Origin of the sequence: Phenylobacterium sp. (assembly GCF_035569475.1) — a bacterium.
GTDB lineage: Bacteria > Pseudomonadota > Alphaproteobacteria > Caulobacterales > Caulobacteraceae > Phenylobacterium.
Map to the genome: position 1 here is coordinate 1 of NZ_DATMNA010000126.1, position 23,581 is coordinate 23,581.

The 23,581-nt window shown below is 70.0% G+C and carries 25 protein-coding genes; 10 read left to right on the top strand and 15 right to left on the bottom strand.

Annotation, left to right across the window (positions count from 1 at the left end):
* The first annotated feature begins 277 nt into the window (after positions 1-277).
* Complete coding sequence (locus VNW53_RS19645; protein ID WP_325557748.1) at positions 278-847, top strand: hypothetical protein; 570 nt, start codon at positions 278-280, stop codon at positions 845-847.
* A 22-nt stretch (positions 848-869) separates the two neighbouring features.
* On the opposite strand, the gene VNW53_RS19650 is transcribed toward VNW53_RS19645, so the two are convergent.
* Positions 870-1,571 carry an FABP family protein gene (locus VNW53_RS19650; RefSeq protein ID WP_325557779.1) on the bottom strand — a complete coding sequence of 234 codons (702 nt, stop codon included), beginning with the start codon at positions 1,569-1,571 and terminating at the stop codon, positions 870-872.
* A 125-nt stretch (positions 1,572-1,696) separates the two neighbouring features.
* Between VNW53_RS19650 and VNW53_RS19655 the strand changes: the two genes are divergently transcribed.
* A complete protein-coding gene (locus tag VNW53_RS19655) occupies positions 1,697-2,749 on the top strand; it encodes a Tim44 domain-containing protein (RefSeq protein ID WP_325557749.1) in 1,053 nt (350 codons plus the stop codon).
* 3 nt (positions 2,750-2,752) lie between these two features.
* Here the strand turns inward: VNW53_RS19655 and VNW53_RS19660 are convergent, their stop codons facing one another.
* The 5 genes from VNW53_RS19660 to VNW53_RS19680 all read right to left on the bottom strand — a co-directional run bounded on the left by VNW53_RS19660 (position 2,753) and on the right by VNW53_RS19680 (position 7,941).
* Entirely contained in the window at positions 2,753-3,493 is a 741-nt protein-coding gene (locus VNW53_RS19660) for a sensor histidine kinase (protein WP_325557750.1), read from the bottom strand.
* 113 nt (positions 3,494-3,606) lie between these two features.
* Entirely contained in the window at positions 3,607-4,851 is a 1,245-nt protein-coding gene (locus tag VNW53_RS19665; RefSeq protein ID WP_325557751.1) for a Xaa-Pro peptidase family protein, read from the bottom strand.
* Positions 4,852-4,863: 12 nt separating this feature from the next.
* The gene (locus VNW53_RS19670; protein ID WP_325557752.1) at positions 4,864-6,183 is read right to left on the bottom strand and encodes a S1C family serine protease; all 1,320 of its coding nucleotides are present in this window, start codon (positions 6,181-6,183) and stop codon (positions 4,864-4,866) included.
* A 61-nt stretch (positions 6,184-6,244) separates the two neighbouring features.
* On the bottom strand, positions 6,245-7,534 hold the full coding sequence (locus VNW53_RS19675) for a S1C family serine protease (RefSeq protein ID WP_325557753.1): 1,290 nt from the start codon (positions 7,532-7,534) through the stop codon (positions 6,245-6,247).
* Between the two features lie 65 nt (positions 7,535-7,599).
* Positions 7,600-7,941 carry a VOC family protein gene (locus tag VNW53_RS19680; protein WP_325557754.1) on the bottom strand — a complete coding sequence of 114 codons (342 nt, stop codon included), beginning with the start codon at positions 7,939-7,941 and terminating at the stop codon, positions 7,600-7,602.
* Between the two features lie 136 nt (positions 7,942-8,077).
* Here VNW53_RS19680 and VNW53_RS19685 point away from each other — a divergent pair, with 136 nt between their 5' ends.
* Positions 8,078-8,506 carry an OsmC family protein gene (locus VNW53_RS19685; protein ID WP_325557755.1) on the top strand — a complete coding sequence of 143 codons (429 nt, stop codon included), beginning with the start codon at positions 8,078-8,080 and terminating at the stop codon, positions 8,504-8,506.
* Here VNW53_RS19685 and VNW53_RS19690 read toward each other — a convergent pair.
* The 3 genes from VNW53_RS19690 to VNW53_RS19700 form a co-directional block, all read right to left on the bottom strand.
* Positions 8,503-9,342, bottom strand: a complete 840-nt coding sequence (locus tag VNW53_RS19690; RefSeq protein ID WP_325557756.1) for a DMT family transporter — start codon at positions 9,340-9,342, stop codon at positions 8,503-8,505. The two genes, VNW53_RS19685 and VNW53_RS19690, sit on opposite strands and share 4 nt — an antisense overlap.
* Positions 9,339-10,016 carry a methyltransferase gene (locus tag VNW53_RS19695; RefSeq protein ID WP_325557757.1) on the bottom strand — a complete coding sequence of 226 codons (678 nt, stop codon included), beginning with the start codon at positions 10,014-10,016 and terminating at the stop codon, positions 9,339-9,341. Before VNW53_RS19695 ends, VNW53_RS19690 begins: the two co-directional genes overlap by 4 nt.
* Before the next feature lie 116 nt (positions 10,017-10,132).
* Positions 10,133-10,543, bottom strand: coding sequence for a hypothetical protein (locus tag VNW53_RS19700; RefSeq protein WP_325557758.1), 411 nt, complete (start codon positions 10,541-10,543; stop codon positions 10,133-10,135).
* Positions 10,544-10,735: 192 nt separating this feature from the next.
* Here VNW53_RS19700 and VNW53_RS19705 point away from each other — a divergent pair, with 192 nt between their 5' ends.
* Together VNW53_RS19705 and VNW53_RS19710 are read left to right on the top strand one after the other, a co-directional pair.
* Positions 10,736-11,248: a GFA family protein gene (locus VNW53_RS19705; protein WP_325557759.1), complete on the top strand. Its 513-nt coding sequence runs from the start codon at positions 10,736-10,738 to the stop codon at positions 11,246-11,248.
* Between the two features lie 102 nt (positions 11,249-11,350).
* Positions 11,351-11,626 carry a hypothetical protein gene (locus VNW53_RS19710; protein ID WP_325557760.1) on the top strand — a complete coding sequence of 92 codons (276 nt, stop codon included), beginning with the start codon at positions 11,351-11,353 and terminating at the stop codon, positions 11,624-11,626.
* A 55-nt stretch (positions 11,627-11,681) separates the two neighbouring features.
* Here the strand turns inward: VNW53_RS19710 and VNW53_RS19715 are convergent, their stop codons facing one another.
* Positions 11,682-11,972, bottom strand: coding sequence for a hypothetical protein (locus VNW53_RS19715; RefSeq protein ID WP_325557761.1), 291 nt, complete (start codon positions 11,970-11,972; stop codon positions 11,682-11,684).
* A 229-nt stretch (positions 11,973-12,201) separates the two neighbouring features.
* On the opposite strand from VNW53_RS19715, the gene VNW53_RS19720 reads away from it, so the two are divergent.
* Entirely contained in the window at positions 12,202-13,866 is a 1,665-nt protein-coding gene (locus tag VNW53_RS19720) for a S10 family peptidase (RefSeq protein WP_325557762.1), read from the top strand.
* Positions 13,867-13,934: 68 nt separating this feature from the next.
* Here VNW53_RS19720 and VNW53_RS19725 read toward each other — a convergent pair whose 3' ends face one another.
* Positions 13,935-14,279 (bottom strand): helix-turn-helix transcriptional regulator, encoded by a 345-nt coding sequence (locus VNW53_RS19725; RefSeq protein WP_325557763.1) that lies wholly within the window; start codon positions 14,277-14,279, stop codon positions 13,935-13,937.
* A 155-nt stretch (positions 14,280-14,434) separates the two neighbouring features.
* Between VNW53_RS19725 and VNW53_RS19730 the strand changes: the two genes are divergently transcribed.
* The 3 genes from VNW53_RS19730 (at position 14,435) to VNW53_RS19740 (ending at position 17,262) form a co-directional block, all read left to right on the top strand.
* Complete coding sequence (locus VNW53_RS19730) at positions 14,435-15,460, top strand: NAD-dependent epimerase/dehydratase family protein (protein ID WP_325557764.1); 1,026 nt, start codon at positions 14,435-14,437, stop codon at positions 15,458-15,460.
* Positions 15,461-15,464: 4 nt separating this feature from the next.
* Positions 15,465-15,839 (top strand): MmcQ/YjbR family DNA-binding protein, encoded by a 375-nt coding sequence (locus VNW53_RS19735; RefSeq protein ID WP_325557765.1) that lies wholly within the window; start codon positions 15,465-15,467, stop codon positions 15,837-15,839.
* Between the two features lie 196 nt (positions 15,840-16,035).
* Complete coding sequence (locus VNW53_RS19740) at positions 16,036-17,262, top strand: hypothetical protein (protein ID WP_325557766.1); 1,227 nt, start codon at positions 16,036-16,038, stop codon at positions 17,260-17,262.
* Positions 17,263-17,352: 90 nt separating this feature from the next.
* On the opposite strand, the gene VNW53_RS19745 is transcribed toward VNW53_RS19740, so the two are convergent.
* From VNW53_RS19745 to VNW53_RS19755, 3 genes are read right to left on the bottom strand one after another with little or no spacing between them, the layout of a single operon-like run.
* Entirely contained in the window at positions 17,353-17,853 is a 501-nt protein-coding gene (locus VNW53_RS19745) for a GFA family protein (protein WP_325557767.1), read from the bottom strand.
* A gap of 46 nt (positions 17,854-17,899) precedes the next feature.
* Positions 17,900-18,844 carry a fatty acid desaturase family protein gene (locus VNW53_RS19750; protein ID WP_325557768.1) on the bottom strand — a complete coding sequence of 315 codons (945 nt, stop codon included), beginning with the start codon at positions 18,842-18,844 and terminating at the stop codon, positions 17,900-17,902.
* Positions 18,845-18,884: 40 nt separating this feature from the next.
* On the bottom strand, positions 18,885-19,904 hold the full coding sequence (locus VNW53_RS19755; protein WP_325557769.1) for a UbiA family prenyltransferase: 1,020 nt from the start codon (positions 19,902-19,904) through the stop codon (positions 18,885-18,887).
* Between the two features lie 516 nt (positions 19,905-20,420).
* On the opposite strand from VNW53_RS19755, the gene VNW53_RS19760 reads away from it, so the two are divergent.
* Positions 20,421-22,208 carry an ABC transporter ATP-binding protein gene (locus tag VNW53_RS19760; RefSeq protein WP_325557770.1) on the top strand — a complete coding sequence of 596 codons (1,788 nt, stop codon included), beginning with the start codon at positions 20,421-20,423 and terminating at the stop codon, positions 22,206-22,208.
* 147 nt (positions 22,209-22,355) lie between these two features.
* Here the strand turns inward: VNW53_RS19760 and VNW53_RS19765 are convergent, their stop codons facing one another.
* Entirely contained in the window at positions 22,356-23,561 is a 1,206-nt protein-coding gene (locus VNW53_RS19765) for a winged helix-turn-helix domain-containing protein (protein ID WP_325557771.1), read from the bottom strand.
* Between the last annotated feature and the right edge of the window lie 20 nt (positions 23,562-23,581).

Consider the following 23,581-nt stretch of genomic DNA (forward strand, 5'->3'; position numbering starts at 1 on the left):
GTGGGAGGAGGTGTCAGCCGGAGGGCTGACGGAGGTGGGGTCGCGCTCCGCTCTCGGCGCGAGACTGAGCTTCGAGCTGCGCCGGGAGGCCGAGAAACCCCACCTCCGACCCGCTGCGCGGCCCACCTCCTCCCACAAGGGGAGGAGGCAGCCTTAGGCGCCGGCCTGAATGTCGATTGGTCCTAGGGCCCTTCCCACTTACAGGGTCTAGGCGCCCGAAAAGATCGCGAGACGCTCAGGCCTTGTTCCGGCCGATGTTGGGCGGCAGGCTGAGGCCATGCGCCTCGCCGCCCCGATCCTCGCCGCCGCCGTTCTGACCAGCGCCGCCGCCGTGGCCGTCGCCGCCCCGCCCGCCGTGGCGCCCGGCCCGCCGCCGCCGCCGGCCACGGTTTCGCCCCTGACCGTCTTCCCCAGGACCGAGGCGCCGAAGCTGGTCAAGTCCTATCCGGCGGCCGGCCAGGCGATCGCGCCGGGCATCCTGGTCCTCAGCGTGACCTTCGACCAGCCGATGCTGAAGTCCGGCTTCGACCTGGCGGCGGCCACGGGCGCCGAGCCGCTGCCGTGCCTCAAGACCCCGCGCCTGCTGGACGACAACAGGACCTTCGTCCTGCTGTGCACCGCCGAGCCGGGGAAGACCTACAGCCTGGCGCTCAACGCCGCGCCCCAGGGGGGCTTTCAGAACCAGTCGGAGCACCGCGCCAACCCCGCCGCCTTGAGCTTCACCACCACCACCGACCTCAACGGCCCGCGCGACATCCATGAGGCCATGAAGGCGACCGGCCTGCGCGACATCGACATGCCGATCCAGGACACGCCCAACCGCCGCGGCGACAAGCCCAGTTCCTAGGATCGGCCAAAGCGGCTCCCGCTCAGGCCTGCTGGGCCGCGCGGATCAGGGCCAGCGGGTTGGGCGTCGGCTCGGCCACCTTCGTCAGGGTGTTGACGTCGCGGTGCCGGAAGGGCTCGGTCCGGCCGCGCACCATCAGGGTGGTGTCGGAAACATAGGACCAGCCGCCGTCCGGATTGAAGGTCACCGTCAGCTCGTAGGCGTCGGTGCGGAAGGCGTATTCGAGGAAGGCGGTCGAGGCGATGCCGTGCTCGGTCGAGCCGCGCCTGGCGCTGACCGAAAGGCTCCCGTCGGGCCGCGCGGCGCCGCCGGCCAGCAGCGCCTGGCCGCGCGGGATCGTCAGGCTCTGCAGGATCAGCCCGGTGGCCCGGTCCCAGAGCCAGTAGCCGACCTGGTCGTGGAAGGCGATGTCCTCCTCGGGGGTGTTGACGTGCACGTGGTAGCGCAGGCCGTAGAACAGCTGCGGTCCGTTGGCCTGCGGGTCGATCGGCTGCATCTCGATGCGTTCGAGGTAGACCCGCCGCTCCGGCCCGTCGGCCTTGGGGTTGAGGTCGACGCCCTTCCTGCCCTCCCAGACGCCGGCCAGCCGGGTCAGGGGCCCGAGGTTCGCCAGGGTGTCGGGGTCGACGTCTTCCGGCTCGGTGAAGATATCGTCGGGGAAGGGATTCACGGTCGCGCGCTCCAGGGCTCTATGTTTGCGGAACCTCGTGACGGACAGGTCCACGGTCAAGCCCGGACCGCCGCGGCGGCGCGTCGCGGCCCTGATCGCGGGTTTGTGATGCGTGGGGTTCATCTGGCGGGGGCCTCGGCGGCGACTTACATGAAGATCGTGATGGAGATTCTCTAGCTATGACTCGTCTTCGGACCCGTATCGCCGCCGCGCTGGGCATGGCGCTGGCGGTCGCCATGCTCGCCGCCGCGCCGGCCGACGCCCGCCGGGGCGGCAGTTTCGGCAGCCGCGGCTCGCGGACCTATTCGGCGCCGAGCTCGACCGCCACGTCGCCCGGCTATGTGGCGCCGGTGCAGCGCTCGATGACCTCGCCCTCGGCCGCGCCCGGCGGGGCCTTCGCGCCTCGGCCCGGCATGCCCGGCTACAGCGGCTATCAGCCGGGCTACGGATACGGCGGCCCCTTCGGACGCAGCCCGTTCGGCGGCTTCATGGGCGGCCTGGTGGCCGGCGGCCTGATCGGCGGCCTGCTGGGCCACGGCTTCGGCGGCGGTTGGGGCGGCGGCGGCTGGGGCGGCGGTGGCGGCGGCCTGCTGACCATCGTGATCCAGCTCCTGGTGCTGTTCCTGATCGTCACGCTGGCGATGCGCTTCTTCCGCCGGCGCAGCGCCGGCTATTCGCCCTTCGAGGCGCCCGCCTATGACGGCGGCCCGCAGCCCTTCGCAACCCCCGGCCCAGGCTTCGGCGGCGGCCCCTTCGGCGGGACAGGGTTCGGCGGCGGCCCGGCCGCCCAGCCCTACGTGCCCACGACCGGCCCGGCCTGGGAGATCCCGATCACCGCCCAGGACCAGGCGACGTTCGAGAGCCTCCTGAAGGAGATCCAGGACGCCTTCGGGCGCGAGGATTACGCGGGCCTGCGCGAACGCTGCACGCCGGAGGTGATGTCGTACCTCTCCGAGGAGCTCAGCGAGAACGCCACCCATGGGCGCCGGAACGAGGTCACCGGCACGCGCCTGCTGCAGGCCGACGTCGGCGAGGCCTGGCGGGAGAACGACGTGGAATACGCCACCGCCGCCATGCGCTACGAGAGCATCGACCTGATGCGCGACCGCGCGTCCGGCGCGGTGCTGAGCGGCGATCCGAACACGCCCAGCCAGACCACCGAGCTCTGGACCTTCGCGCGCCAGGTCGGCGGCCCCTGGAAGCTCTCGGCGATCCAGGACGCCAAGGCCTAGCGGCTAGTCGTCGGCCCCGGGCGGCGCGAAGGATCGCGGCGCGGGCGCGGCTGTCGCGGCGAGGGGAAAGGTCAGGGTGAAGCGGGCGCCGCCGTCGTTTTCCGCGGTCAGGCGTCCGTTGAGCTGCCGCACGATGGCCTGGACGATGGTCATCCCCAGCCCGCCGGGCGCAGGACCGGTCGCGGTGGCGGCGGCCAGGGGCCTCGGTAGCCCGCGGCCCTCGTCGGCCACGACCACCTTCAGACGGCCGCCCTCACGGCGGCAGGCGATGTGCAGCGGGCCCCGCTCGCCCCAGGGATAGGCGTGCTTGGCGGCGTTCATGGCGAGCTCGTTGATGGCGATGGCGAGCTGTTGCGCCAGCTCCCCCGGCGCGGTCACGGCTTCGGCCTCGATCTCGCAGTTCAGCCCGGTGCTTTCGCCGATCAGGGCGCCGAGCTCCACCAGGAAGACCTCGAGGTCGACGCCGCTGGCGTGACGCCGCGCGGCGAGGAAGCGGTGCATCTGGCCGACCGCCGACAGCCGGTCCGCCGTCGCGATCAGGGCTCCGCGCGCCTCGGGGTCGCGCACCCGCATGTGTTCGAAGATCAGGAAGTCCGCCGCCAACTGGAGGCTGTTGGCCAGCCGGTGATCGAGTTCGCGCCGCTCGGCGTCGCGCGACTCGTCGTCGGCGCGGGGAACCCTGGGCCGCGGGCTCGCATGGGCTCGGGCAGGATCGATGGTGTGGGGTCGCGCCGGGTCCGTCACGGCAAGTCTCCGATCTAGGGCGCCCCCCTCGACCGAGGCGACCATCAAACGGCGGAATCTATGTAGGAGCCGTGAACGACCATGGTTGACCTTAGGTAAGGCCCGCCTGTCGGCTAGATCGGGTCGTCGATCGACTTCGCCAACGGCGTGAACAGCTTCGGCCCGGCCTCGGTCATCCGCCAGCAATCCTCCAGGCGGACGCCGAACTCGCCGGGGATGTAGATGCCCGGCTCGTCGGAGAAGCACATGCCCGGCTCCAACGGCGTCGCGTCGGCGTGCACCAGGTACGGCGGCTCGTGGCCGTCGAGGCCGATGCCGTGGCCGGTGCGGTGCGACAGGCCCGGCAGCTTGTAGCCGGGGCCCCAGCCTTCCTTCTCGTAGTAGGCGCGCACGGCGTCGTCGATGGTCCCCACGGCGACGCCGGGTCTGGCCGTCGCCAGCGCGATCTCCTGGCCGCGCTTGACCGTGTCCCAGACCTTGCGCTGTTTCGGCGTTGGCTGGCCCATCACCCAGGTGCGGGAGATGTCGGACTGGTAGCCGTGCACCGTGCAGCCGACGTCCATCAGGATCACCGAGCCTTCGTGCAGGGTCTGCGGCTGTTTCGAGCCGTGCGGATAGGCGCTGGCCTCGTTGATCAGCACCAGGGCGAACTCCGGCGACCCGCCCAGCGCCACGGTGGCGGCGTTCATCAGCGCGCCGATATCGCCCGGGCTCATGCCGGGATGGGCGTTGGCGTGGACGTGGCGCAGGGCGGCCAGGGTTACGTCGTTGGCGGTCTGCATCAGCGCCAGCTCGGCGGGCGACTTGATCAGCCGGCAGGCGCGCACCAGGGCCGTGCCCGACACGACGCTCAAGGCCGGCGCGGCGGCGCGCACGCCGTCGACGATGTAGAGCCGCGTGGTGTCCTCGAAGGCGATCTTGCCGGCCCCGGCGCCTCGGTCGCGCAACGCCCCGGCCAGGGCGGCGAACGGGCTCTCGTGCTCGTTCCAGGGCCGCACGTCGGCGGGGACGGCCAGGGTCTCGCGGACCGAGGGCTCCTCGAAGGCCGGGGTCACCAGCACTGTCTCGCCCCTGGCTGGGATCACCGCCGCGGTGGTCCGCTCGGAGCGGCGCCACTGGACGCCGGTGAAGTATTCCAGGCTGGACCCCGACTCCAGGATCATGGCGCCCACGCCCTGCTGGGACATCAGCCGCTGCAGCTTGCCGATCCGCGCCAGCCGCTCGGCGCGGTCGATGGGCCTCGCGGCCCCGGTCATGGACGTCAGGCCCGCGGGCGCGGCGGCCCGGGCCAGGCGGGGCGCAAGGCCGGCGGCCGCCACGGCGGCGGTGGCGGCGGTCAGGAACGCGCGGCGGCGCATGGGCGGCATCCTCTAGGGTTTGCGGTCGGCCTGCTGGACCGGCGGCCCGGCCGGCGCCGTGACGTTCAGGGTCTTCAGGGCGTCGTCGATGGGAATGAAGAAGTTGAGGCCGATCGGGGCTCCGTTGATCGTCTGGCCCGAGGCGGTGAGGCCGATCACCTGGCCGGTCTCGTCGAGCAGCGGCCCGCCGGAAGAGCCGTGGTTCACCATCACGTCGCTCTGGATGTAGGCGAGCCCCTGTTGATTGCGCAGGGCCGAGACGATCCCCTTGCTCATGGTGTTCTGGAACTGGGCGCCGAGCGGCGAGCCGATGGCGAACACCGTCTCGCCCTGCTGCGCCGTGGTGTGCCGCAGGCCGAGCGCGGCGCGGCCGCCGGGCGGGGCCTTCAGCAGGGCCACGTCGCGGCGCGGGTCGCTGCGCAGCACCTCGGCCACGGTCTCCGTCCCGTCCGACCACTTCAGGCGCACGATCTTTGCGGCGCCCACGACGTGGTGGTTGGTGATCAGGTAGCCGTCGTCGGAGATCAGGAAGCCGCTGCCGGACCCTTCGTTGGAAAACACCACGGCCACCGAGGCCGAGGCCTGGGCGATGCCGGGCTTGGGCTTGGCCGCGACCAGGGTCAGGGCGCCCAGGCTCGCCGGCGCGGGAAAGCCCGATGACGGCCCCGCGGCCGGGGCGGTCACCGCCCGGCGGAAGTCGCCCGAGGCGATCAGGCGGCGGACATCGTCGCGGAACGCCTCGTTGATCAGTTGCTCCGGATCGCCCTGGATTCCCTTGGAGGGCGCGGTGTAGCCGCCGGTGATGTCGAGGGCGACGACCACCTTCTGCTGGGTCACGGAATAGACCTCCCAATGGGCGGTCATGACCACGGCGCCTTCCCATCGGCCGCTGGAGAGGATCAGGCCGCAGCTCTTGCAGAACCGCCCCTGCATGTCGGTGATCTTCGCCGCGGCCAGCAGTTCGGGCAGCGGCGGGGCGTCGGTGGCGAACAGGCCGTTGGCGCTGGCCTTGCCGCTGGCCCGCTTCAGCTCCTCATCGAAGATCTGCGCGAAGAGCGCCGGATTGATCGCCTTCTGGCCGTCCTGCCAACTGATCAGGCGATCGTCCGCCAGCGAGTCCTTGTTGCGCAGGAAGGCCCAGGGCTCGGGCTTCAGTTGCACCACCATGCGGGTGAACTTCACGGTCCGCGCATCGCTGGGCAGGGAGACGGGCGCGATCGACGGCGCGGCCTGCAGGTTCTTCAGCCTGCCCTCGTCCACCGCGTGCGCGGCGCCGGCCGAAACGGCCAGCGCGAACGCCGCGGCGACTGTCAGCGATATCCACTGCCGCATGCGCCATCCCCAAGCCGCACAGACTATCAGACCCCGGAAGTGAGGAAAGCGTGAGCGGCGGTCAGCCGGCCACGGTCAGCGCCAGCGCCTTCAAGGCGTCGTCGATGGGGATGAAGAAGTTGAGGCCGACCGATGAGCCGTTCTCCTGACGCCCCGACACCGTCAGGCCGATCACTTGGCCCTTCTCGTCGAGCAACGGGCCGCCGGACGAGCCGTGGTTCACCATCACATCGCTCTGGATGTAGCTTAGGCCTTGGACCTCGCGCGTCGCCGACACGATTCCTCGGGACATAGTGTTCTGGAATTGATCGTCCAACGGCGTGCCTATGGCGAAGACGCCCTCGCCTTGTCTTGCCGGCCCTGACCGTAAACCAAGGGAGGGCCGGCCATCGGCAACAGTCTTCACCAAAGCAACGTCACGACGAGGGTCACTACGCACCACCTCGCCTAGGCTCTCCTTCCCGTCGTGCCACTTGAGCTTCACATATTTCGAGGCGCCCACGACATGATGGTTCGTGAGGAGATACCCGTCATCCGAGATCAGGAAGCCGCTGCCGGAACCCTCTGCCGAAAACACCACAGCGACGGAACGGGAGGCTTCCCCGACTGGAGGCCGCAGCTTCGACGGCAGCAATCTCGTCGGCCCGACCAACGCTGAACTACCGATGGTCTTCCCGACTGGTGTTGTGATAGCCCCCCTAAAATCTTCCGACGCGATCAATCGGCGCACGTTGTCGCGAAAAGCCTCGTTTATCAGGCGATCTGGTTCGCCGTCCAAGCCCGGCTTTCCCTGATTAAATCCACCCGCGGTTTCGATCGTGGCGATCACTTTCCGCTCCAGGCTCGAATAAACCTCCCAGCGGGCTTCCATCACCACCGCGCCCGTCCAACGATCTGCCGTGCCCCAACCGCAATATTTGCAAAAGCGCCCTTCCATTTTTGTGATCTTCACGCCCAGTTGAAGATCAGCGCTGCCCGGGTTTGAAAAGACGCTGTCCGGATTCCCGTTGTCGCTAGCGCCCGACCGCCGAAGCTCTTCGTCGAAGATCGTGGAAAGGGTGGAAGTCTTTACGACCTGCTGGCCCTCTTGCCAGCTTACAAGGCGCTCAGAAGGCGGATAGGCAACCCCGCCCTCCCCATGAACATCTACGACTATAAAGGCCCAGGGTTCGGGCTTGAGTTGCACGACGACGCGCGCAAGGCGAACCGCTTGTGTCGGCTTCCCTGCCAAAGGTGTCCCGATTTCTGCCGGGGCGGGCGCCACTAGCTTCTTCAGTGTTCTTTCGTCCGTGGCATGGGCGGTACCGGCCGCCAACGCCAGGCCCAGAGCGAGCAATGTCCAAGGTCGCATGTGTTCTCCCCCTACAACCTGGGCGATATCAAACCGCGTTTGGATTGAAAGATCGTGGACGCCCGCTAGCCCTCCCCCCAAACCGCCAACTCATTCCCGCTCGGATCGGTGAAGTGGAACCGCCGCCCGCCCGGGAAGCTGAAGATCGGCCGCACGATGGTCCCGCCGGCGGCGGTCACCTTGGCCGCCATGGCTTCAAGGTCGTGGGCGTAGAGGACCACCAGGGGCGTCTTCACGGCGTCGGCGGGGTCGGCGTTGAAGCCGCCGTCCAGGCCCTCGTTCATCGCCGCATAGGTCGGCCCATAATCGGTGAAGTTCCAGCCGAAGGCGCTGGCGTAGAAGGCCTTAGTGGCGGGCAGGTCGCCCGCCGGCATCTCCACATAGTCGATCTTGCCGTCTTCGCGCATGGCCCCGTCGCTCCTGAATGTTCACAATTTGTTCCAGGATAAGTCGCGGTTCGGCGGGAGTCGAGTCGGTTTGGGGGTGGCGAGGCGGGCAGGGGCTCCCCAGCTTGGCGTCCAGGCAACCCAAGGAGGCTTCAGAATGATCCGCAAGGCGAACGCGGTGTGGCGCGGCACGGGCCGCGACGGGGCCGGCGACCTGACGACGGCGTCCGGCGTGCTGAACGGCACGGCCTACAGCTACAGGACCCGCTTCGAGGAGGAGCCGGGGACCAACCCCGAGGAGCTGCTGGCCGCCGCCCACGCGGGCTGTTTCACCATGGCGCTGGCCTTCGCCCTGCAGCAGGCGGGCCTCACGCCGCTGGAGCTTGCGACCGAGGCGGCGGTCTCGCTCGACCCGGCCGACGGCGGCGGCTTCAGGATCAGCAAGTCGGCGCTCACCCTGCGCGCCAGGGTCCCCGGCCTGGACGAGGCGAAGTTCCAGGAGCTGGCCAAGGCCGCCGAGCAGAACTGCCCAGTGTCCAAGGTGCTGAACGCCGAGATCACCCTGGATGCGACGCTGGAATCCTAGCCCGCCAACAGGATCGCGCCGAGCGAGATCAGGCCGGCGCAGACCGCGCGCCGCGCCGTGAACCGCTCCTTCAGGAACAGCGCCGCCAGGACCGCGGCGAACAGGATCGAGGTCTCCCGCAGGCCGGAGACCTTGGCCATCTGCGCGCCGGCCATGGCCCAGACGACGACGCCGTAGGCGACGATGGAGATCAGCCCGCCGCCCACCGCCTTGGCCGCCTCGCGGTCGAGGCCCACGGCCGGCCAGCGGCGGCGCAGGGCGAAATAGACAAAGGGCATGGGCGCGGCCTGGGCCAGCGACATCCAGGCGAAATAGGCGACCGGATGGCCCGACAGCCGCACGCCCATGCCGTCGCAGACCATATAGGCGGCGATGAACCCGCCGCTGGCCAGCGCCAGCAGGGTGGCGTGCAGGTGCAACCGCTGGCGCCCCATGCTGAGGCCGACGATGCCGCCGGAGACCAGGGCGAGACCGCCCAGGGCGACCGGCGACAGCCGCTCGCCGGCGAACACCGCCGCGCCCACCGCCACCAGCAGCGGCGCCGCGCCGCGGGCGATCGGATAGACCTGCCCGAGCTCGCCCTTCTCATAGGCCCAGACCAGGAAGACGCAGTAGCCGACCTGCAACAGGCCCGAGCCCAGCGCGTAGGGCCAGCTCGCCATGGCCGGGACCGGCAGGAAGCCCACGGCGATCGCCGCCGTCAGGCCCGACACCAGGCTCATCACCGTGATCGACCACAGCCGGTCGGCGCCCGAGCGCAGCAGGACGTTCCAGGTGGCGTGCAGCAGGGCCGAGCCCAGCACCAGGGCCACGACCAGGGGCGCGACCCCGCTCACGCCTCGTAGCCCGACGGCAGGGCCCAGACCGAGGTCTTCTTGACCGCCATGTCCTCCAGTTCGCGGGTGGTCGGCACCTGGTATTCCGCCAGCTTCTCAAGGCCCGCGCGCGGGAAGTAGCTGCGGCCGGGATCGCCGATCAGCACCACGGCGCCCCGCGTGCGGGCCGCCGCCAGCCAGGCCAGGACCCGCTCGGCCAACGGCTTTTCGTAGCAGATGTCGCCCGCCAGGATCACCTCGGCCCAGGCCGGCGCCGGGGCCTCCAGCAGGTCGCAGTCGGTGAAGGCGCAGGTGACGCCGTTGGCGCGGGCGTTCAACGCCACGGCGGCCTCGCAATAGGCGTCGATGTCGGCGCAGAGCACGTCGCGGGCGCCGGCCTTCATGGCGGCGATCCCCACCATCCCGGAGCCGGCCGCGAAGTCGATCACCCGCTTCCCGGCGACGATCTTGGGATTGTCGATCAGGTAGCGCGCCAGCGCCTGGCCGCCCGCCCAGGCGAAGGCCCAGAACGGCGGCGGCAGGCCGATCTCCTCCAGCGCCTCCTCGGTGAGCTTCCAGATCGGGGTGATCTCGTCGGCCAGGTGCAGCTCGATCTCCGCCACGTGGGGCGGCCGCTGCAGGCGCGTGTTGGCGGCGATGAAGTCGCGGCGGCCTAGCGGGGTGGCGGGGATCATGCCGCTTCGTCGGCGGCCCTGGCCCGTGGGTCAAGGCCGCGGAGGCCGAAGGCGAACCATCCGCCGCCGCCGCGATGCGCCATTCGGCGGCCCGCGGCGGAGGACGGTCGGCTCAGCTAGCAGGGAAGCCAGTCATACCGGTTGAGGTCAGGGTTCCAGGACCAGTTTCCGCAGGCCGCGGGCGTCGCAGCCGCTGCCGGCGGGGCGGGCTCATAGGCATAGTCGGGATAGTAGCCGTAGGGCGGATAGTCGTCGTACCAGGGGCCTACCGCGCCGAGCGCGAGGCCGAGGCCCAGGCCGCCGACGAAGGGATAGCCGCCGTAGTGGCCGCCATGCCAGCCGCCATCGTGCCAGCCGCCGCCATGGAAGCCGCCGCCGTCGTGGAATCCGCCCCCGTGGAATCCCCCTCCGCCGTGGAAGCCTCCGCCGCCATGGCCGCCGCCGTGTTGCGCGGCCGCGGCGAGCGGAACCGCAAGCAGGGAGGCGCCCGCCAAGGCGCCGAGAAGGGGTTTGAGGATGGGTTTCAAAATGACCTCCATTTTCCAGAGGCCGAGGGTCACTATGGCCAACGGTCGAACGGGCCCGCATTGCAGCGGACGTCCTCAGACATAGGCGCCCGTAGCTCGGCCGCCATATAAGAAACGTGATATATTTGAGGTGATTGGGTGGCGGTTCCAGGGCGCGGCGGCGGACGGCCGCTCGGCAAGGGCGAGAGCCCGATGAAAACCTCGAGGGCGGGGCCCAAGCCCCCGAAGGCCTCGGCCGTGCAAGCCCAGGGCGCCTGCGTCTGCGGTGCGGTGCGGGTCGAGATCGACGTGCCGGCGGTCTGGGCCTGGCACGACCACTCCGCCCGCAGCCGCCACGCCCAGGGCTGCGCCTACGCCACCTATGTGGGAAGCTGGAAGAGCCGCTTCCGGATCCTTGCGGGCGAGGAGCACCTCACCCGGTTCGAGGACGCCGAGGCCGGGACCGCGCGCAGCTTCTGCGTCCGCTGCGGCACGCCCATGCTCTACGAACGCGCCCGCTCGCCGAAGATCGTGAACCTTCCCCGCGCGATCTTCTCCGAACGCACCGGCCGCGAGCCGCGCTACCACATGAACCTCGCCGAGCAGGCCGACTGGACCTGGGTCGGCGAACCGCTCACCCCCTTGAAGGGCTATCCCGGCGTGATGCGCGAGCGCCCGCGGAAAAAAGCCCGGGCCGCGCCCCTGGACGCGATGTTCGAGCCGTAGCCGGCTTGCCTTGCCAAGCCCCGGAACCGGCGCGATCCTTGGTGTCGCAGGCGACGTTGACGGGCCCTGTGCGCCCGCCCTCCGGCGCAATGGAGACCAGCCATGCTCAAGGACCTTCCCGCCCAGACGCGGTGGGGCGCAGAGCCGCCGGATGTCATCGCCCCCCTGATCCTCGATCTCCTGCAGTGGCTCGCCGCCGGCCCCCGGACCTATGCCGAGGTCATGGAGAGCTGGCGCACCTCGTGCCCGCGACTGACGGTCTGGGAGGACGCGGTTGACGGCGGCTATGTCGTCCGCCGCCGCGCGGGTCCGGGCCACCTCCTGGTCGAGGCGACCCCGCGAGGCCGGGACCTCCTGGTCGCCGCCGGACGGGCCTAGCTCGACCCCGCCGCCCGGAGGCGGCGGGGCGCTGGCGAGCCGGGGCGACGGCCGCCTAGCGGCGGTCCCAGTCGCGGCGATCGTAGCGGTCGTGGCTGCGATAGCCGCGGTCGTCGCGTTCGCGATAGGCCCTGTAGCCGTAGACGGGCGCGCGATAGCCATAGCCGTAGCTGTAGGACGGCTCGTAGCCGTAGTTGCGGTAGCCGCGGTCTTCGGCGCGCCAGCGGTGGGTGTCGTAGCGCCCGGCGTCCTCGCGGTGGCGGCCGTAGTCCTGGGCCATGGCGGCGGCCGGGGCCAGCAGGGTGGCGGCGGTCGCGGCCGCCAAGAGAATCGCTTTCATCGACATGGTCTGTCTCCTGGGTGCGGCGCGTCCCGGGGCGGAACGTCGTCGGATCGAGGCTGACCCTATCGGCGGCCGGCTGAACGGCGCGGGGACGGACGGTTGTCCGCGGTTCAGGCGTCTGAGAGGTTTGTTCGACGCTGGAACGCGCCCGCAGTTGTCAAAGCCTGCCCCCGCGGCCTAGCTTGCCCGCTCATTTTTCCGGGGGATGACCACTGTGTTGAGGAAAGTCTTGTTGGCGGGCGCGGCCCTTTCGCTGAGCGCCGGCATCGCCGTGGCCCAACCGCCGTCGCCCGGCCAGCCGGCCGCCGCCCAGCAGGCGGCCGCCCGGAAGCCGGACGCCAACACCGCTGAGCCCAACACCGGGGTCCTGTTCAAGCCGGAACGGGCGGACAGCGAGGGCGTGGTCACCGTCGAGGGCCAGACCATCCCCTACCACGCCGTGGCCGGAACCATCGTCGTCCACCCGCGCGGCTGGGACGACGCGGCCCGCCGCGAGGCCGGCCCGACGCCGGGTTCCGACCTGGGCGCGGGGGCCAATCCGCAGGCCGAGGCCTCGATGTTCTACACGGCCTATTTCAAGAAGGGCGCGCCGAGCGCCGACCGGCCGATCACCTTCATCTACAACGGCGGCCCCGGCTCCTCGACCATGTGGCTGCACATGGGCGCCTGGGGACCCAAGCGGATCGTCACCGTCGACAACGGCCAGCACACCCCGGCCGCGCCCTATACGGTGATCAACAACGCCTATTCGCTGATGGACGTCAGCGACATGGTGTTCATCGACGCGCCCGGCGCGGGCTTCAGCCGCATCGCCGGCAAGGACAAGGAAAAGGCCTTCTGGGGCGTCGACCAGGACGGCTACGCCTTCGACCAGTTCATCCTGGCCTTCCTGTCGCAATACGGCCGCTGGAACAGCCCGAAGTACCTGTTCGGCGAAAGCTATGGCACGCCGCGCTCGGCGGTGCTGATCAACGACCTGGAGACCGGCGAGAGCGTCGACTTCAACGGCGTGATCCTGCTGTCGCAGATCCTCAACTTCGCGCTCAGCGTCGACGGCGCGGAGAACAATCCGGGCAGCGACCAGGCCTATATCACCGCGCTCCCGACCTATGCGGCGTCCGCCTGGGCCCGCAACATGGTCCCCAACAAGCCCGCCGACATCGAGACCTTCCTGAAGGAGGTCGAGGCCTTCGCCACCGGGGACTACGCGCTCGCGCTGCAACAGGGCTCGGAGCTTCCGGCCGCCCGCAAGCGCGAGATCGCCGAACGCTACGCCCGCTACACCGGCCTGCCGGCGGCCTACGTCCTGCGCGCCGACCTGCGGATCACCGGCGGCGAGTTCGAGAAGGAGTTGCAGGTCGACCAGGGCCTGACCACCGGGCGCCTCGACACCCGCTTCTCCGGCCCGGACATGGACCCGCTGAGCAAGGAGGCGAGCTACGACCCGCAGTCCGCGGCGCTGAGCTCGGCCTACGTCACCGCCTTCAACGACTACGCCCGCAAGACCCTGGGCTACGGCGAGGGCAAGATCTTCAAGCCGTCGATCAACACCTTCCGCTTCTGGGACAACAACCACGTGCCGCCGGGCCGTGGCGGCGGCTCGCCGCGCGCCATGCTGAACGTGATGCCCGACCTGGCCTCGGCCATGAAGTACAACCCCGGCCTGAAGGTGCTGCTGCTGGGCGGCTACTACGACCTGGCGACGCCCTTCTACGAGGGCTGGTATGAGATGCACCACCTGCCGATGCCGGACGCGCTGCAGTCCAACATCAGCTACCACTACTACCAGTCCGGCCACATGGTGTACGCCAACGAGGCCTCGCTGAAGGCCATGCACGACGACGTCGCGGCCTTCATCACCAAGACGGACAACGTGCGCGGCGGGTCGGCGAAGTAGCGACGCTCACCGCACCGCCTCGCCATCCTCCGGTCAGCCGCAGGCTGATCCGGGGGACTAGGCCGCCGTCAGGCCTCGGCGCGCCAGGGTTCGGGGGTCGCCAGCGTCTCGTAGAAGTAGGACACCGGCACCTCCAGCGCCTGGGCGATGCCCCAGAGCTGGGCGGCCGAAACGCTGCACAGGCCGCTCTCGTACTTGTGCACCTGCTGGAAGGTCACGCCGCAGGCGGCGGCCAGATCCTGCAGGGTCAAGTCCATCATTCTGCGGCGCAGGCGGATGGCGCGGCCCAGGCGTTCCTGGATGTAGCGGGTGAGCGGGGGGGTGATCGGAGCGGGCCGCAGGCGGGGCGTCGCGGGGTCGTTGGCGGCCTGCAGGTCCGGCGCCGGCGCCGAAAGGCTGTGTTGTGCTTCCATGCGCCCAGTGTCGGGCGTCTTCGCTACGACGTGGAGTTGCAGCGCAGCGCGGCGCGATGCACGAAGTTGCAAGCCGGACGCATGCTTTCGATTCCACCGTTCGTCAAAACTGCTATGTGTCCATCTGAGCAGTGTCAACATGAGGGGCTTGAGCGATGAGCGGCGGTGAGACGGTGCTGGTGACCGGCGGGTCCGGCTACATCGGCGGATGGTGCGTGGCGAGCCTGCTGCAGCGCGGCTACGTCGTGCGCACGACGGTCCGCGACCTTGCCAAGGAGGCCGCCGTGCGGGCCTCCCTGGCCAAGCTGGTCGATCCGGGCAACCGCCTCAGCTTCCACGCCGCCAACCTCACCTCCGACGACGGCTGGGACGCCGCCGTCGAGGGCTGCGACTACGTGCTCCATGTCGCCTCGCCGCTGGGGGTCTCCGACCCCAAGGACCCCAACGACCTGATCGTCCCGGCCCGCGAGGGCGCCAAGCGCGCCATCGCCGCAGCCGTCAAGGCCAAGGTCAAGCGCGTGGTGATGACCTCCTCGGTGGCGGCGACCAACCGCGGCGAACTGGGTTCCGACTGGACCGCGGACGAAACCGTCTGGACCGATCCGGCGATGCCGAAGCTCAGCGTCTACGCCAAGTCCAAGACTCTGGCGGAGCGGGCGGCCTGGGACCTGATCCACACCTCCAGCGGCCACACGACGCTGGCCACGGTCAATCCCGCCCTGGTGCTGGGGCCGGTGACCAGCGACGACTTTTCGGAATCCGTCCAGGTGGTCGAGCGCCTGCTTTCCGGCCGCGTGCCCGGCCTGCCGCGCCTGGGCTTCAACGTGGTCGATGTGCGCGACGTGGCCGACCTGCACATCCGCGCCATGACCGACGAGAAGGCCGCCGGCGAGCGCTTCATCGCGGCGGGAAACTACGCCTGGATGGCGGACATCGCCGAACTCCTGCGCGCCCGGCTCGGCGCCGGCGCGGCCAAGGTCCCGACCCGCAAGGTGCCGGACTTCGTGATCCGCCTGGCCGGCCTGTTCGACAAGGACCTCGGCTCGGTGACGCCGGGCCTGGGCCACAGGCATGACTTCTCGCACGACAAGGCCGAGCGCATCCTGGGCTGGAAGCCCCGGCCGCTGGAGGAGACCATCCTTGACTGCGCCAACAGCCTGATCGCCACCGGCGCGGTGTGACCCCGTGGCGCGGCTCGCCAAGGATCCGGGTTCGGTCCTGGCGCGGCTGCGCAGCGCCTGCCTGGCCCTTCCGGAAACCGGCGAGCGGATCAGCCATGGCTCGCCCGCCTTCGACGTGGCCGGCAGGATGTTCTGCTACTTCTGGCACGACCATCACGGCGACGGGCTGACGGCGGCCTGTGTGAAGACCACCGGCCGCGACGAGCAGGACCTGCTGATCGAGGCCGATCCGGAACTCTATTCCTGGCTGCCCTATCTGGGGCCGTCGGGCTGGATCGGCCTCTGCCTCGCCGACCCCGACCTCGATTGGGCCCACGTCGAGGCCCGGCTTCTGAGCAGTTGGCGGCTAGCCGCGCCGAAGCGGCTGCTGGCGCTCTGAGTTCAGCGGCGCCGCAGCGCCCCCTCCGCCACTTCGTGGTTCCCCTTCCCCGGTTCACGGGTGAGGTCTTGAGTCTGCGCGCCCCAAACCTCCCTCGCTGGCGGGGGAGGGAGACCCAAAGGGTGGAGGGCGCTGGGCTCGCGCCACCGCCGGGACTGCGCCATAGTCGCCGCTTCAGCTTTGCGGGGAGTGGGACATGCGGACATTTGGCGCGCTGGTTTTGGCGGCGGCGTTGGCGATCGGCGGGAGCGCGCAGGCGCAGTCCCCGCCACGGCGCCAGCCGCAGGAGGCCAACGGCTACACCCGCTACGAGCTCCTGGCGCCCGGGTCGGGCAAGTTCCGCATCATCTACGACATCACCGCCGTGCGCCCAGGGGTGACCGCCTTCTTCAACCCGATCCGCAAGGGCTCCGTCGCCTCCGACGAAAGCGTCACGGACCTCGCCACCGGCCAGCCGCTGAAGTTCGCCCAGGTCTCCGGCGAGTCCGCCAAGACCACCGGCCTGCCGGAGGCCGATGCGAAGTCGGACTACATCCGCGTGGAGCTGGCCCATCCGGTCCCGGCGGACGGCGGCGAGGCGCGCATCCTGATCGAGAAGACCTATGAGGACGCCAAGAGCTACTATGTGGACGGCGCAGACCTGGTCTTCGACCGCGGCCTGGGCATCAAGAAGAACGCCGTGGTGCTGCCCAAGGGCTATGTGCTGGTGAGCTGCAACTATCCGTCCCAGGTGGCCCAGGAGGCCGACGGGCGCCTGCGCGTCAGCTTCTACAACATCACCCCCGGCGAGGCGCCGCTGAAGCTGCGCGCCGCACCGGGCGTCCTGTCGGCGGCGCCCACCAGCGTGAAGGGCAAGTTCGGCGAGCGGGCCAAGCAGACCCGCGACGTGGTCTACTTCCTGCAGCCGCCGGAGACCCACGCCTTCGACCTCTACCACGACTACACCGAGGAAAAGGCCGGCGTGAGCCGCTACATCAATGTGGTCCGCACCGGCTCGGTCGCCACCAACCCCAGCGCCAGGAACCTCGACACCGGCGAGGCCATCGCCGCCGTCCACCTGAAGGGCGACGAGATCACCAAGGCCGGCATCGAAGACCCGCAGATCGGCAAGGTCACGCCGCAGAGCGAGGTCGTGGTGTTCAACTTCAAGCCGCTGAAGGCCGGCCAGTCGATCCGCCTGCGGATGAGCGAGACCTACACCGACCCCGGCCGCTACAGGCTGGTGGGCGACGAACTGGTGTTCGACCGCACCTTCGGCCGCGCCGAGAACGCCGTGGTCCTGCCCAAGGGCTGGATGCTGACCAATTCCAGCTTCCCCGTGGTGGTCAGCCGCACCGAGGACGGCCGCATCCGCCTCGACTTCAACAACCCCCGCCCCGACGAGGTCGAGGCCCTGTTCACCGCGAAGAAGGTCGCGCCTTAGCGGATCGCATCGCCTTTCCCCGCCCTTCTCCCACAAGGGGAGAAGGGTTCCGTGGGGGCCAGCCGATGCTAAGCTGAATGCCGATTCAGCCTAGTCCACCCACAACCCTCTTTCCCTGTGCCAGTCCTCCAGCGACTGCTCGGGATAGAGGTCGAACAGCGCGTCGCCGGGATCCTGGTTCAGCACGACCCAGCTCGGCTTGTACTTGAGCATCAGGTGGACCTTCGACGGCGGGACCGGGAGATCCGAATCGATCGCCGACGCGAAGGGGTGGACCAGGTCCGGCCACTCCGGCGAGAACAGCCACAGCGCCGTGGCGCAGCGCGAGCAGAAATTGCGCTCGCCGGTCGAGACCTCGCACCGGCCCGCGTCCTCGTCGCGGATCTCGGCGCGGAAGACGCGGACGGCCTTGCCGGGATCCTCGATCTTCAGCGTCTTCGCGTCGGCGCCCAGGTTGATCGCATAGCCGCCTCCGCCGGCGGTCTTGCGGCAGATCGCGCAATAGCAGCGCTGGTAGGGCTGCGGCGTATGGCTCTCCACCGCGAAATGCACGGCGCCGCAGCGGCAGGAGCCTTCGAGGGTCATGGGCATGAGGCGTCTCCTGACGGGAACAAACGCCGAACCGGCGGATCGGGGCTTACGCCGCCCTGGCGCTCGCGGTCCTGAGCACGCTCACATAGCCGCGCGCCGTCAGCATCCCGTCCATAACGCCCTTGGCCTTCAACAGGCGGTGGGCGCGCGGCAGGTTGTAGCAGGGCACGTGCATGAACATGTGGTGCTCGCAATGGTAGTTCACATAGTAGGGCGCGATCACCGCCCGCTCGAGCCAGTTGGCCCGCGTGGTGCGCGCGTGGCGCAGCGGGTCCGGCTCGTCCTTGGCCACGCAGGCGTGCTCGGCGATGTTGCGCAGGCGGGTGATCATCGGCAGCCAGGTGGCCTGCGGGACCAGCCACAGCACCGGCCACACCCACCAGGCGCCGAGCGGCGCGGTCACCGCCACGGTCACCGCCATCCCGGTCAGGAACCGGCGGCGCGCATAGGCCGCGTCCCTGAGGATCGGCCAGAGCGGCTCGCCCGGCTTGCGGTTGGCGATGCGTTTGACGAGGCCCGACCAGCGCTGCTTCCAATAGGTCTGGCCGGTCAGGTCGCGGACGATCTTGCGGCGCAGCGACGTGGCCGTGATCGGGAAGGGCGCCGAGAGCACGAGGTCCGGGTCCTCGGCCTGCTGGGCGTATTTGTGATGCGCCAGGTGGTAGTTCCGGTAGTCGATCAGGCCGCCGGTTGTCAGGTGGTTGCCCACCCAGTCGTTGACCTTCAGGTTCGGGTGCAGGGCCGCATGCGCCGCGTCGTGCATCAGGATCGCGAGGCCAAGCTGGCGTCCGCCGATGATCGCGATGGCCAGCGGGATGGCTGCGAGCTTCCACCATCCGGGCGCGGCGACCGCCAGGGCCATGGCCAGCCCGATCACGATCCAGGCGTGCGCCAGCAGCGCCAGTCCCTTCCAGCGCGAACGGCGCGCCAGCGGCGCCCACTCCTGGGGCGCGAAATAGCTCTTCGGATCGACGCGGGCGGCAACGGCCATGGCGCGATTGTACGCGATCCGCGCCCGCAGGGGGAACATCCTAGATGGGCAGGGGGAAGCGCGTTCCGGTGAGGATGGCGAGGACCAGGATCAGGCCGGCCCAGGCGTTGGACTTGAAAAGCCGCAGGGCCCGCGGCCCGTCTTCGAGGCGCACCCGCCGCGCCTGGGAGCAGAGCTGCACCCCATAGGCGATCAGGCCCAGGTAGAAGATCGGCCCCAGCCCGGCCGCCGCGCCCATGCCGAGCAGGATCGCCAGGCTGGTCAGGTAGAAGGCCAGGATGGCGAGTGGGGCGTTGGCGCCCAGCCGTCGCGCCGAGGACTTCACCCCGGCCAGCGCATCGTCCTCCAGGTCCTGGATCGCGTAGATGGTGTCATAGCCCAGGGTCCAGAACACGCCCGAGGCGTAGAGCAGGATCGCCGGCCACTTGAGCGCGCTGTCGTCCATCGCCCGCATCAGGAACCGCCAGTTGCCGGTCTCGATCACATAGGGCTCCATGCCGCGCCAGAACTGTGGCCCGGCGCCGGTGGCCGCGGCGAAGCCCAGCAGGGCGCCCCAGTTGAAGGTCAGGCCCAGCCAGGCCTGCGGCCACCAGGTGATCCGCTTCATGAACGGATAGGCCGCCACCAGCGCCAGCGACGCCGCCCCCAGCACCACGGCCGTCGGCGGCAGGGTGAGCAGGATGGCCAGCGAGGCCAGGCAGCAGGCGATCACGAAGGCCCAGGCCTGCCTGACGCTGATCTGGCCCGCCGGGATCGGGCGCATCGCCGTGCGCGCCACCTTGGCGTCGATGTCGCGGTCGACGATGTCGTTGTAGGCGCAGCCGGCCGCGCGCATCAGCGCCGCGCCGAGCGCCACCAGCCCCATCAGTCCCAGGTTCGGCAGCCGGTGCTCCATGGCGTCGGCCAGCGCGATCCCCTGCCAGCCCGGCAGCATCAGCAGCCAGATCCCCACCGGCCGGTCGAACCGCCCGATCTTCAGCCACGGCCTCAGGCCCGCCGGCGCGAACCGGTCGACCCAGTTGCGGGGCTGGGCGTCTGGGAGGTGGGAGGCGGTGGTCACAGACCTTCTCTAGTGCGCCCGCAGCGCCCCCTCCACCACGTTGTGGTCCCCCTCCCCCGCCAGCGGGGGAGGTTTTTGGAAATCGTCGACGTCAATAGCTCACCCGTGAAACGGGGGAGGGGGACCGCGAAGCGGTGAGGGGGCGTCGGGCCGGGTGTGGCCTCTCCGCCACCACGCGAACAAAGCCGAACCGCGTTCGTCCGTCGCCTTGACGCTCCCTGGGGTCGGGCCTAGCTTTCCCGTCCTCAGCCACGCGAAGGGAGGGTCAAGATGAAGCTTTTCATGTCCGCCACTCCCCAACTGTGCGCTGGGCCGCCGCCGCGCTTCTAACTCAACCGGACGACTTCGTCTGAGGGCCTGATCGGCCCCGGTTTCGAAGTCACTCCGTGCGCCCGTGGCCCTCCGGGGTTCCCCGCAAGCCCCGCTCCGCCCAAGACCTTTCAATCGCGCCCGCCCGCCGCCGTCCGTGCAGGACATTCGCGGCCCGCCCGGCGCCTGAGATCCCGAGTTTCCGAGATGACCGACCACTACGAGGACACCGAAGACCAGAAGGAAAGGGTGCTGAAGAACAGCCAGGTGCTGGGCTTCATCGCGCGGTTCTGGCTGCGCCGTCCCTGGCTGCTCACCGGCACGGTGACCTTCGTGGTCGCCGCCATCGCCTTCGACCTGGCCACCCCCTGGGCGTCCGGCCGGCTGGTGGACGCGGTGACCCACGGCCCGGGGAACTCGGGGGGCGCCTGGCGCGCCTGGGCGGTGTTCGTGGGCGTCTATTTCGCCTTCTCGATGATCCGCAACCTTTCCATGCGGTTCTGGATCCCGCTGGCCAGCGCCAACATGAAGGAGATGACCGACGAGGGCTTCAAGAAGGTCCAGTCGTTCAGCGCCGACTGGCACGCCGACACCTTCGCCGGCGCCACGGTGCGGCGCCTCAGCCGCGCGATGTGGGGCTATGACTCGGTCTCCGACGCGGCCCTGGTCTTCCTGGGCCCGGCGATCATCGTGCTCGTCGGCCTGTGCGGGATGATGGCCTGGCGCTGGCCGATGGTGGGCCTGTTCTCCACCGTCATGGTGACGCTCTACATCGTCTCCAACGTGGTCACGACCAACCTCTATGCGCGGCCGATGAACCTGCGCTCGGTGGCGCTCGACAGCCGGATCGGCGGGGCGCTGGCCGATTCGATCTCGTCGAACCCCACGGTGAAGAGCTTCGGGGCCGAGGCCCGGGAGGAGGCCCGCATCGCCGGCGTCACCGACCTCTGGCGGCGGGCGGCGAACCGGACCTGGAACCGGTTCACCGACATCTGGCTCTTCCACTCGGTCCTGTTGGTGGCGCTGCAGGCCGGGCTGACCGGCCTTCTGCTGCGCCTGTGGGCGCGGGGACAGGCGACGCCGGGCGACGTGGCCTTCGTGATCACCGCCTTCATGCTGATGACCGGCTACCTCCGGAACATCGGCGACAACATCCGCATGACTCAGAAGGGCCTGGACGACGCCGAGGACGTGGCCCGCTACGCGACCATGGCGCCGCAGGTGGTCGATGCGGCCGGCGCCAGGCCGTTCCGCGCCGACCTGGGCGAGATCGTCTTCGACCGGGTGACCTTCCGCTACAAGTCCGCCGCCACGCCTCTCTACGACAACTTCACCCTGCGCATCGCGCCGGGTGAGCGGGTGGCCCTGGTCGGGCCCACGGGCGCCGGCAAGTCCACCTTCGTGAAGCTGATCCAGCGGCTCTACGACGTGGACTCAGGGCAGATCCTGGTGGACGGGCAGGACATCGCCGCTGTCAGCCAGGGGTCCTTGCGCCGCGCCATCGCCGTGGTGCCGCAGGACCCCGCGCTGTTCCACCGGACGCTCTCCGAGAACATCGCCTACGCCCGGCCCGACGCCACCCAGGACGAGGTCGAGCTCGCCGCCCGGCGGGCGCGGGCCCACGACTTCATCCTGCGCCTGCCGCAGGGCTACCGCACCCTGGTGGGCGAGCGCGGGGTGAAGCTGTCGGGCGGCGAGCGCCAGCGGGTGGCGATCGCGCGGGCCTTCCTGGCCGACGCCCCGATCCTGGTGCTGGACGAAGCCACCTCGTCGCTGGACGTGGAGACCGAGCGCCAGGTGCAGGCGGCCATGGAGGAACTGATGGTCGGCCGCACCACCATCGTCATCGCCCACCGCCTGTCGACCATCCGCGGCGCCGACCGGATCCTGGTCTTCGAGGACGGGCGCATCGTCGAGGAAGGCAAGCACGCCGACCTGGTGAAGAGGGGCGGCGCCTACGCGCGGCTGCATGCGGTGACGGAGGGCTGGGCGTAAGGCCGCCATCTCGCCCCCTCCGTCTCGTTGCTACGCGCCGATCCACCTCCCCCGCACTCTTCGGTGCAAGGGAGGAGCGGACCAGATCGCTCCTCCCCGGCGAAGCGGGGGAGGTGGCGGCGAAGCCGACGGAGGGGGTGCGGTGGATCAGCCTATAGCATCGCTCAGCGCCCCGGCCAGATCGCCCTTTCGCTCCACGCGCACGCCGCTCAACCCCAGCCAGCCGGCCATCAGCTTCAGCTCCTGGGCGAGGCGCACCGGCGTGGCGTCGCCGGCCCAGGGTTCGGCGTGGCTGGCCTGGACGATCAGGACGCCGGCCTTGCGGTCGGACTTCAGGTCGACGCGGGCGGTGAGCGCGTCGCCCTCCAGGAACGGCAGGACGTAGTAGCCGTGCGTGCGCTTGTGCGCCGGGGTGTAGATCTCGATGCGGAAGCGCACGCCGAACATCCGCTCGGTGCGCTCGCGGTACCAGATCAGGTTGTCGAAGGGTGAGAGCAGGGCCTGGGCGTCCACCCGGCGCGGGCGCCTGGCGGCGGGATCCATAAAGGCCGGTTCGCGCCAGCCCTTCACCGTCACCGGGACCAGCTCGCCCGCCTCGACAAGCTCGGCGGTGCGCGCCTTGGCGTCGGCGACCGGCATGCGGAAATAGTCGCGCAGGTCGAAGGCCGTGCCCACGCCCATGGCGCGGACGGCGATCCGCAGCAGCTCGCGCTGCGCCTCTTCGCGGCTGGGCGTCGGCGCCTGGACGATGGCCCGGGGCAGCACCTTTTCCGGCAGGCCGTAGACCCGCTCGAAGGTCCCGCGCCGCGTGGCGGTGGTGAGCTCGCCGGTCCAGAACAGGCATTCCACCGCCCGCTTGGCCTCGCTCCAGCCCCACCAGCCGCCTTCGCCCTTCTGGCCCATCTCCAGCTCCGAGGCCGCCAGCGGACCGCGCGCGGCGATCTCCTCCAGCACCCGGTCGACGAAGTCGCGCCGTTCGCGCAGGAAACGGGCGACGCCCTTCCAGACGCCGGCTCCGTCATGGGCGTCCTGCATCCGCCAGCGGAACAGCGGCTGGTTCGCGAGCGGCACGAGCGAGGCCTCGTGCGCCCAGTATTCGAACAGCGGCCGCTTCCGGCCCCAGGCCACCTCCTCCAGCATCTCCCGCGGATAGGCGCCCAGCCGGGCGAAGGCCGGCAGGTAGTGGGTGCGGCTGACCACGTTGACGCTGTCGATCTGCACCACGCCCAGCCGCTCGATCAGCTTGACCAACTGGCGCTTGGCGACCGGACCCTCGGGCCTGGGCGTGGCGAACCCCTGGGCGGCCAGGGCGATGCGGCGCGCCTCGCCGGCGGTCAGCCTGTCCCTAGACATCTAGCATGGGGGGCATGGAA

Bases quoted from the DNA above. Each gene is read 5' to 3' on its own strand.
- VNW53_RS19645 (WP_325557748.1), top strand. From the start codon at position 278: ATGCGCCTCGCCGCCCCGATCCTCGCCGCCGCCGTTCTGACCAGCGCC.
- VNW53_RS19655 (WP_325557749.1), top strand. From the start codon at position 1,697: ATGACTCGTCTTCGGACCCGTATCGCCGCCGCGCTGGGCATGGCGCTG.
- VNW53_RS19665 (WP_325557751.1), bottom strand. From the start codon at position 4,851: ATGCGCCGCCGCGCGTTCCTGACCGCCGCCACCGCCGCCGTGGCGGCC.
- VNW53_RS19670 (WP_325557752.1), bottom strand. From the start codon at position 6,183: ATGCGGCAGTGGATATCGCTGACAGTCGCCGCGGCGTTCGCGCTGGCC.
- VNW53_RS19675 (WP_325557753.1), bottom strand. From the start codon at position 7,534: ATGCGACCTTGGACATTGCTCGCTCTGGGCCTGGCGTTGGCGGCCGGT.
- VNW53_RS19680 (WP_325557754.1), bottom strand. From the start codon at position 7,941: ATGCGCGAAGACGGCAAGATCGACTATGTGGAGATGCCGGCGGGCGAC.
- VNW53_RS19685 (WP_325557755.1), top strand. From the start codon at position 8,078: ATGATCCGCAAGGCGAACGCGGTGTGGCGCGGCACGGGCCGCGACGGG.
- VNW53_RS19695 (WP_325557757.1), bottom strand. From the start codon at position 10,016: ATGATCCCCGCCACCCCGCTAGGCCGCCGCGACTTCATCGCCGCCAAC.
- VNW53_RS19705 (WP_325557759.1), top strand. From the start codon at position 10,736: ATGAAAACCTCGAGGGCGGGGCCCAAGCCCCCGAAGGCCTCGGCCGTG.
- VNW53_RS19710 (WP_325557760.1), top strand. From the start codon at position 11,351: ATGCTCAAGGACCTTCCCGCCCAGACGCGGTGGGGCGCAGAGCCGCCG.
- VNW53_RS19715 (WP_325557761.1), bottom strand. From the start codon at position 11,972: ATGTCGATGAAAGCGATTCTCTTGGCGGCCGCGACCGCCGCCACCCTG.
- VNW53_RS19725 (WP_325557763.1), bottom strand. From the start codon at position 14,279: ATGGAAGCACAACACAGCCTTTCGGCGCCGGCGCCGGACCTGCAGGCC.
- VNW53_RS19730 (WP_325557764.1), top strand. From the start codon at position 14,435: ATGAGCGGCGGTGAGACGGTGCTGGTGACCGGCGGGTCCGGCTACATC.
- VNW53_RS19740 (WP_325557766.1), top strand. From the start codon at position 16,036: ATGCGGACATTTGGCGCGCTGGTTTTGGCGGCGGCGTTGGCGATCGGC.
- VNW53_RS19745 (WP_325557767.1), bottom strand. From the start codon at position 17,853: ATGCCCATGACCCTCGAAGGCTCCTGCCGCTGCGGCGCCGTGCATTTC.
- VNW53_RS19750 (WP_325557768.1), bottom strand. From the start codon at position 18,844: ATGGCCGTTGCCGCCCGCGTCGATCCGAAGAGCTATTTCGCGCCCCAG.
- VNW53_RS19760 (WP_325557770.1), top strand. From the start codon at position 20,421: ATGACCGACCACTACGAGGACACCGAAGACCAGAAGGAAAGGGTGCTG.
- VNW53_RS19765 (WP_325557771.1), bottom strand. From the start codon at position 23,561: ATGTCTAGGGACAGGCTGACCGCCGGCGAGGCGCGCCGCATCGCCCTG.